At 67.9% G+C, this 7,631-nt stretch carries 8 protein-coding genes; 3 read left to right on the top strand and 5 right to left on the bottom strand.

The features are described from left to right. Both ACR9ZJ_RS18275 and ACR9ZJ_RS18270 read left to right on the top strand, forming a co-directional pair. The coding region (locus tag ACR9ZJ_RS18275; RefSeq protein WP_481288569.1) for a M56 family metallopeptidase at positions 1 to 1,540 on the top strand (1,540 nt) is incomplete at its 5' end. 52 nt (positions 1,541 to 1,592) lie between these two features. After that, positions 1,593 to 2,258, top strand: a complete 666-nt coding sequence (locus ACR9ZJ_RS18270; protein WP_481288568.1) for an HAD-IA family hydrolase — start codon at positions 1,593 to 1,595, stop codon at positions 2,256 to 2,258. Positions 2,259 to 2,264: 6 nt separating this feature from the next. On the opposite strand, the gene ACR9ZJ_RS18265 is transcribed toward ACR9ZJ_RS18270, so the two are convergent. The 5 genes from ACR9ZJ_RS18265 to ACR9ZJ_RS18245 all read right to left on the bottom strand — a co-directional run bounded on the left by ACR9ZJ_RS18265 (position 2,265) and on the right by ACR9ZJ_RS18245 (position 6,642). Then, positions 2,265 to 3,596 (bottom strand): sulfite reductase subunit alpha, encoded by a 1,332-nt coding sequence (locus ACR9ZJ_RS18265; protein ID WP_481288567.1) that lies wholly within the window; start codon positions 3,594 to 3,596, stop codon positions 2,265 to 2,267. After that, positions 3,593 to 4,579: an FAD:protein FMN transferase gene (locus ACR9ZJ_RS18260; RefSeq protein ID WP_481288570.1), complete on the bottom strand. Its 987-nt coding sequence runs from the start codon at positions 4,577 to 4,579 to the stop codon at positions 3,593 to 3,595. Before ACR9ZJ_RS18260 ends, ACR9ZJ_RS18265 begins: the two co-directional genes overlap by 4 nt. A gap of 90 nt (positions 4,580 to 4,669) precedes the next feature. Beyond that, positions 4,670 to 5,479 (bottom strand): DUF4198 domain-containing protein, encoded by an 810-nt coding sequence (locus ACR9ZJ_RS18255; RefSeq protein WP_481281234.1) that lies wholly within the window; start codon positions 5,477 to 5,479, stop codon positions 4,670 to 4,672. Between the two features lie 15 nt (positions 5,480 to 5,494). Next, positions 5,495 to 6,007 carry a DUF2271 domain-containing protein gene (locus tag ACR9ZJ_RS18250; RefSeq protein WP_481281235.1) on the bottom strand — a complete coding sequence of 171 codons (513 nt, stop codon included), beginning with the start codon at positions 6,005 to 6,007 and terminating at the stop codon, positions 5,495 to 5,497. A gap of 11 nt (positions 6,008 to 6,018) precedes the next feature. After that, positions 6,019 to 6,642 (bottom strand): PepSY-associated TM helix domain-containing protein, encoded by a 624-nt coding sequence (locus ACR9ZJ_RS18245; protein ID WP_481281236.1) that lies wholly within the window; start codon positions 6,640 to 6,642, stop codon positions 6,019 to 6,021. Between the two features lie 168 nt (positions 6,643 to 6,810). Between ACR9ZJ_RS18245 and ACR9ZJ_RS18240 the strand changes: the two genes are divergently transcribed. Continuing rightward, positions 6,811 to 7,485 carry a response regulator gene (locus ACR9ZJ_RS18240; protein WP_481281237.1) on the top strand — a complete coding sequence of 225 codons (675 nt, stop codon included), beginning with the start codon at positions 6,811 to 6,813 and terminating at the stop codon, positions 7,483 to 7,485. Positions 7,486 to 7,631: the final 146 nt, after the last annotated feature.

Here is a 7,631-nt window from a genome sequence, read left to right as displayed (position 1 = left end):
CCCCCTGCTTCCTTCGACCGCGCCGGCGCGCGACGTGCTGCTGACCGCGCCCATCGCGATCGGCGACGCGGCGCTGCCCGCCGACGTGGCGCCGCCGTCGGGAGCGCTCTCCTTGAGCATGGTGTTGCTCGGCGCATGGATGCTCGCCGTGGCGCTGCAACTGATCGTCGCCGCCGTACGCTGGGCAAGGCTGTCCGCCGTGTTGCGGCGGGCCATGGCGCACGAGGATGTACGCGTCGAGACGCTTTGCGCCCGCCGCGCCCGTGAACTCGGCTTGCGCCGCTCGCCTCGCCTGGCGGTATCCGCGGAAGTGGATTCGCCACAGGTGGTGGGCTTGTGGCGCCCCACCATCCTGCTACCCCTCGACGACCGGCTCGACGACGAGGAGCTGGAAATGGCCTTGATGCACGAGCTCGCCCACGTGCGTCGCGGCGACCTTGTCATGGGCTGCGTGCCGGCACTCGCGCGCACGCTGTTCTTCTTCCATCCGCTGGCCCATCTGGCCACCCGCGAATACGCCCTCTGCCGCGAGGCGGCTTGCGATGCGCTGGTGCTGTCCCGTGGCCGGCAGGCGCCGCGGACGTATGGACGTCTGTTGCTCCGTCTCGGCGTCGCCCCGCATCCGCACCATGCCCTGCCGGGCGCGTCCCCCACATTCCGCACGCTGAAAAGGAGACTCGACATGCTCGGTCAAGCTACCGACGCGCCCCCGCGCGCGCTCACCTGGTGCCTCGTCGCCGCCATCGCGGTCGTGGGCGTGATCCCCTGGCGCGTCGTCGCCGCCGACACCGGTACGGCCACGAATGATTATTACGGTCGGGCTGCGCCGACCCCGCCCCCTACGCCCGCACCGCCCGGGCCAGCTCCGGCGGCGCCGGCGGCACCTGCGGCGCCAGCACCCATGGCAAGCCCCGCGCCCGTACCGCCGGCGGCTCCCCCGGCACCCATGGCACCGATGGAAACCATCACCGTGCAGGGCGGCAATCCCGACCGGTCGTTCATCTTCTTCAGCGACGACGTCCATGTCATGAACGGCAGCGGCAGCGACTTCCGCCGTGCCGAGGCAGCACGCGACGGCGCCGGCGACTTCGTCTGGTACCGCGAAGGCAAACAAGCCTGGGTGCTGAAGGATCCGGCCTATGTGAAGCGCATCCGTGACGCCTACGCCCGCAGTGCGCAGCCGGCCGAAGGTGCCAGGATGAGCGCCGACAAGCAGGCCGAGCTCGACGGCGAACAAGCCGTGCTGAACGAACAGATGGCCAAGCTCGCCCAACGGCAGGCCGAGCTGGCGGTACAGGAAAGCGATCCGAGGGTACCGACCGATCGCGCCGCCTATGCGGCCGGCCATGCCGCCATCGGCAAGGAGCAGGCGGCCATCGCACAGAAGATGGCCGACATCGGCCGGGTCCGCGCGGAACAAGGCCGTGTCCAGGCCGAGTGGGGCCGCCGGCAAGCCGAAGCGTCGCGGAAGGCGAGCAAGGAAGTGGATGCCATCCTCGCCGAAGCCATTCGCAATCACGCGGCCCAGGCGGCGCGCTGACGCGACGACGATGCTCCGGTATGGTGATGGGTTTTCACCTGCCGGAGGCATCATGCGACTTGAAACGGGCACGCTCATCGAAACCAGCGCCCTGCTGTTCGACATGGATGGAACGCTGATCGATTCGCGTGTCGTGGTCGAGAAGATCTGGAAACGCTGGTGCGACGAGAACGGCATCGACTGGCATTACGTGCTGCCGCGCCTGCACGGGGTGCGCATGCTGGATTCCGTGCGCATGTTCGTGAAGCCGGGCATGGATGTCGACGCGGTATACGAACGGCTGTATCGCGAGGAAGTCGAGGACGTGGATGGCATCGTGCCTATCGCCGGCGCCCTGGATTTGCTGGCGTCCCTGCCGCCCGAAGCCTGGACGATCGTGACCTCGGCCGACACCGTGCTGGCGAAGGCCCGGCTCGGCGCCGCGGGCATCGTGCCCCCGCCGCTCATGGTCACCGGCGAGATCGTCACCAACGGCAAGCCCGATCCCGAGGGCTACCTGCTGGGCGCGACGCGCATGGGTGCGTCTCCGAAGGATTGCCTCGTGTTCGAGGACGCGAAGGCAGGCATCGACGCAGGCCTCGCCGCCGGCGCGCGGGTGATCGCGATCGCGGGCGACCATCCCGGCGAGATCCCGGAAAACGTCGAATGGGTGACCGACCTGGCGGCGCTGCGCTTCGACGGCATGCACGACGGCAAGGTGCGCCTGGTCGTTACCTGATACGGGTCAGTACACGTCGCGGCGGTAGCGGCCGACAGCCGCCAGTTCGCTCACCGCCGCATCGCCCAGGACATCACGCAACACCCCGTCCACGCCGGGCGCCATTCCGGCGAGGCTGCCACATACGTAGATGCTGGCGCCTTCGTCCACGAAGCGCCGCAGACCGTCCGCCGCGATGCGCAGCCGGTCCTGCACGTAACGGGCGCCGCGGGCCTCGCGCGACCAGACCAGGTCGAGCCGCTCGATGCCACCGGCCTCGTACCAACGCTCCAGGTCGTCCACGTGCAGACGGTCCGCGCGTGCGTGGCGTTCACCATAGATCACCCAGTTACGCAGGTGACCCTTTGCCAGGCGCGCCTTGAGCAAGGCGCGCAGGCCGGCGATGCCCGTGCCGTTACCGACCAGCAACAACGGCCGGTCGTCGGCGGGCGCATGGAATCCCGCGTTCCGGCGTACACGCACGTCGATCGGATCGCCCACCATCGCATGCGCGGTCAACCAGCCGGAGCCGATTCCAAGCGTGCCGTCCTCCGCACGCATCTGCCGCACCACGAGATGGAGCGCGCCATCCTCCGGTAGCGACGCGATGGAATACTCGCGATGCGGCAGGACCGTTTCATCCCCACGTGCGCTACGTGGGCCGATCTCGACGATGTCGCCCGCTTCCCATGTCGGATCGTCTTCATCTTCCGGCACCAGCGCGATGTGGTAACACCGTCCACCCACGCTTCCCGGATTCAGCAGGCGCCGTTCCGCCAGGCGCCAGCGCCGGTACGCCGGGCGGCTCCAATCCGCCATGGCGGTCACGCCCGACAGGTGCGCCACATGGTGTTGCCAGTGGCGCAGGGCGCCTTCATCACAGTTGTCCACTTCCACACGGTCGAATAGCGGCATGGCCCCACTGGCGTGTAGCCATTGATCGAGATCGCGGCCGAAGGCGCAGAAATCGTCATAGTCGCGATCGCCGAGGGCAAGTATCCCGTAGCTCAAGCCGTGTAACGCAAGCGGCGCCCGCATGCTGCGCTCGCGGAACAGGCCGGCCACGTCGGGCGCGTCGCCTTCGCCCGTCGTGCTGACGATGAACAATGCCCGCGAGGTTCGCTCCAGCATGGCCGGCGTCAATGCGTCCATGGCGCGCAGGTCGACGGCGAGGCCACCCGCGTGGACCATGTCCACCGTGCGCGAAGCCAGTTCGGTGGCGAAGCCGGTTTGCGAGGCATGGACGATCAGGACGCCGCCGCCCTCGTGGATCTCCCCCGCGACGGGACGACGACGGACGAAGGCCATGGTGAACGCCACCCATGCGAGCACCAGCGCGGCGGCGGCCATGGCGCTCATGGTTTCGACATTTCCCTGAAGGCCGGCGACATCCGCTCCTCGAACCGGCCGTCCTCGCCGTACACGATGAAGATCGCGGCGATGCCATGACGCTTCGCATAGGCCATGCCTTCCTCGGGGCCCAGGACCGTCATCGCGGTACCCAGCGGGTCCGCGTGCATGCAGTCGTCCGCGACGATGCTTACCGATGCCACGCGATGCGCCACGGGATAGCCCGTACGCGGATCGATGTGGTGCGAGAAGAACTTCCCGCCGCTCTCGAAGAAGTGCCGGTAGTCCCCGGAGGTGGCGATGGCCTTGCCGGTCAACGAGACGATGCGCTGCACTTCATCCGGACTGTCGACGGCGCCCGCCGCCGCACCGGGGCGCTCGATACCCACGTGCCAGGGCGAACCGTCGGGCTTCCGGCCGCTGGCGCGCAACTCCCCACCGACTTCCACCAGATAGTTCCGCACCCCCGAGCGATCGAGGAACCGCGCGACCTGGTCGACGCCGAAACCCTTCGCCACCGACGAAAGGTCCACATAGACGCCGCCCGGTTGGAACGCGCGCCGGTTCGCCTCGTCCAGCTCGATCTTCGACCAACCCACCCGTGCGCGCGCCGCGGCGATCGCGGCGGCGTCCGGCGCGTCGTGCGGACGCTTGTCCGGACCGAAACCCCAGAGGTTGACCAACGGCCCCACCGTGGGGTCGTAGGCGCCGTTCGACTCCTTCGCCAGCGACAGTGCGTAACGGAGCACGGTGAAGAACTCGGGCGGCAGCGTCTGCCACGTGCCGGCCGGCGCGCGGTTGAAGCGGCTGAGGTCGGAGTCCGGTTCGTATGTGCTCATCTGGGCGACGACGCGGTCCACTTCGGACTGGATGCCGCGTTCGATGGCACGACCGTCCGCGCCGTCCGGCAACACGGCATTGACCGACCAGGTCGTGCCCATCGTCTCGCCTTCGAAGCGGCGTATGTCCTTGACGGAGGCAGCGAAAGCCACCGACACCGCGAAGGCGAAGATCAACGCCGCTATCCCCCGGACACATTGTGGGAGCCGCTTCCATCCAGTTGAAGGATCGGTCGGCACGGTTTACTGCGGGAGCACTTCCAGCGTCGCCGTGTAGGCCAGGCGGCGCTGCTTCGCTTCCTTCACCGAGGTCTTCGTGTCCTCCGTGGAGGCATTCACCCAGTACATGCCCGCCGACGGCCAGGTGAAGGAGAACTTGCCATCCTTGTCGGTGGTCGTGTTCATCTCGTCCTGCGCGTTGCGGTAGCGGGTGGCGCCGTTGATGGCGACGACCTTCAGGTTCGCCGCGGGCTTGCCGTCGAGGATCAGCTGGAAGGTCGCCTTCTCGCCGGCCACGAGATCGTTCGGCTCGGTGACCGGCACCAGTTCGAGTCCCTTGTTCGTGGGCTTGAGCGCACCGTCGCTCGGCGATCCCTGGGTCACGAAGGTCTCCACGCGCGAGGCCATCTCACTCAGTTGCACGTTCTTCGCGTTTGCCGGTATGGCCGTCCTGACGTCCTCCGGCTTGCCGCGCCAGCGCTTCTTCTGGCCGTCCACTTCGTAGTTCGCGAACAGGCCCTGGTTGACCAGCGCGAGGCGGTAGGTTCCCTTCTGCGGAACGGGGAGGTCGAACGTGCTGCGGTACTTGCCCGTCGAGGGGTTTTCCGGCTTCACCATGGAGCCGTCCGGCGCGGTGACCACCAGCTGGTCGAGTTGGGCGGGGAAGTGGTCCGGGTAATACAGATCGTTGGAGATCGCCGCGTCGACCGTCACCCAGGCGTCGTCGCCGGAGATCACGGTGGCCGACGGCACCATCCACATCTTGTGCGCCTGTGCGGCCAGCGGCAGGGCCAGGGCGACGCCGAGCGCGGCGCGAACGAATGCATGCTTCATCGGGTGGCTCCGTTTCTAGGGATTGAGGTCGAGGCTGATCCGGCCGAGTTCTTCCGTGCCGCTGGCGGACAGGTGCACGGGAACCTTCGCCGGCCAGTCGAAGGGAATCCGTTGTGCTTCACGCCCGCCCACCTCGCGCGCCGCCTCCACCACGAGTTCGTAGTGTCCCGGCGCGAGCGTGCCCAGGGGCGGCTTGCCGTCGCTGAAACGCAACTGGTGCTGGCCGGCCGGGCGCGTGGCGCCGGACACGCCGTCGATCGGCATGGTTTGCTCGCGGCCGCTACGTCGCCACCACTGGCGCATGTCCTTCAGCCATTTCGTGCCCTCGCCGCCGGCCTTCTTCACGTCGTACCAGACAGCGAGATTCGCGGCGACACTGTGGTCCTCGCGCTCGATCCACACGGCCACGTAGGGCCGGTGGTATTCGGCCACCTTGAGCGTGGGAATCTCCACGGTGAGGTTCATGTCGGCAGCCAGTGTCGGCATGGCGAACGCGAGACACGAGGCGAACGGCAGGATGCGTCGCATGGCGGTTTCCGTCAGTGGATGAAAATGAGTGCGAGGACGACCGGCAACACGAAGCCGAGCGCGACCATCGGCCAGGTCATGCCGCGTTGTCCCGCGTGCATCTTGAGCAAGAGCAACCCCGTGAGCGCGAAGACGACGCAGGCCAGCGCGAACACGTCGATGAACCAGCTCCACACCGGCCCCGTGTTGCGGCCCTTGTGCAGATCGTTGAGGTACGCGAGCCAGCCCCGGTCGGTCGTCTCGTATTGCACCTCGCCCGTTTCGCGGTCGATGCCGACCCAGCCGTCGCCACCGGGCCGCGGCAGGGACACATACACTTCGTCGTCGCTCCAGTCCCCCGCGCGACCGCCGACCGGCGCGCCGGTGTTCGCGGCGATGAACGCCGCCACGGGGGCCGGCAACGGCGCGGATGTCGTGCCCGTGCGGGCCACCTGCTTCAGCAAGGCGTCCGGCAGGGTCGCCGTATGCCGCTCCACGCGAGGCGAAGCTTCGATCCGCGCGGCATGGTTGAGCGTGAACCCGGTGATCGAGAACAACAGCAATACGACCAGCGAAACCGCGGAGCTGATCCAGTGCCACCGGTGCAGGTGCTTCAGCCAGAACGCGCGGCGTTGCCGGTCGACGGTGTCGCGCATGTGCTGGAACGCCCCTGGATATGGTCCCGAATGCCCCATGGTAAACCACAATGCGAATCGTTCGCAATTAGACGGGTTAAGCCGAAGGTATGAAAGACGGGAAAGCGCCGCGAAAGCCTGCCGCGACAGCATGCGCGCAGCCCTTCCCGGAGCGTATCCTTGCCCCTCATGCGCATCCTCCTAGCCGAAGACGACGCCGCCATCGGTGCGGCCGTACGTGCCTCCCTCGAACAGGGCGGCCATGCCGTGGACCACGTGACCGACGGGTCCAGCGCGGACCACGCGCTGCGCGACCATGATTACGACCTGCTCGTGCTCGACCTCGGGTTGCCCCTGCTCGACGGCAGCGACGTGCTGGCACGTGCGCGCAAGCGTGGAGCGAGCCTGCCGGTGCTGGTCGTGACGGCGCGGGAGGGTTTGAAGGAGCGTGTCCGCGTGCTCGACCTCGGCGCCGACGATTACCTGGTGAAACCGTTCGCACTGGCCGAATTCGACGCCCGGGTACGTGCCCTGCTCCGCCGGCGCACCAGCAACGGCACGCCGGAATTCCGCATCGGCCGGCTGCGCCTCGACATTCCCGGGCATCGGGCATGGATCGGCGAAACCGCGCTCGACCTGACCGCCCGCGAATTCGGACTCATCGAAGCCCTGGCCGCTCGCGCGGACAAGGTCACCAGCCGCGCGCAGCTCGTCGAGGCATTGTGCAACTGGGACGAGGACCTGACCGACAACGGCCTGGACATCGCCTTGCACCGCTTGCGCAAGAAGCTCCAGGGTTCGGGTACCAACGTGCGCACGATCCGGGGACTCGGCTACCTGCTCGAAGAAACCGCGGATGCCTGAACGCCGCTCCGCGGCGCGTCGCCCCGCGCGTCCCAGCCTGCGCCGGCGCCTGCTGACCTTCCTGCTCGTCCCCGTGCTCGGCGTGCTCGTGCTCGATGCCGTCATCGGCTATTTCGTGGCGCTGGCGTACTCCAACCGCGTGCACG

It is taken from the genome of Luteibacter sp. KNZ12-1A (genome assembly GCF_056755675.1).
This window is presented reverse-complemented; position numbering and strand designations above follow the sequence as displayed.

Excerpts from the sequence above, each read along its gene's own strand:
- ACR9ZJ_RS18265 (WP_481288567.1), bottom strand. The coding sequence starts at position 3,596 with ATGAGCGCCATGGCCGCCGCCGCGCTGGTGCTCGCATGGGTGGCGTTC.
- ACR9ZJ_RS18245 (WP_481281236.1), bottom strand. The coding sequence starts at position 6,642 with ATGCGCGACACCGTCGACCGGCAACGCCGCGCGTTCTGGCTGAAGCAC.
- ACR9ZJ_RS18240 (WP_481281237.1), top strand. The coding sequence starts at position 6,811 with ATGCGCATCCTCCTAGCCGAAGACGACGCCGCCATCGGTGCGGCCGTA.
- ACR9ZJ_RS18255 (WP_481281234.1), bottom strand. The coding sequence starts at position 5,479 with ATGAAGCATGCATTCGTTCGCGCCGCGCTCGGCGTCGCCCTGGCCCTG.
- ACR9ZJ_RS18250 (WP_481281235.1), bottom strand. The coding sequence starts at position 6,007 with ATGCGACGCATCCTGCCGTTCGCCTCGTGTCTCGCGTTCGCCATGCCG.
- ACR9ZJ_RS18270 (WP_481288568.1), top strand. The coding sequence starts at position 1,593 with ATGCGACTTGAAACGGGCACGCTCATCGAAACCAGCGCCCTGCTGTTC.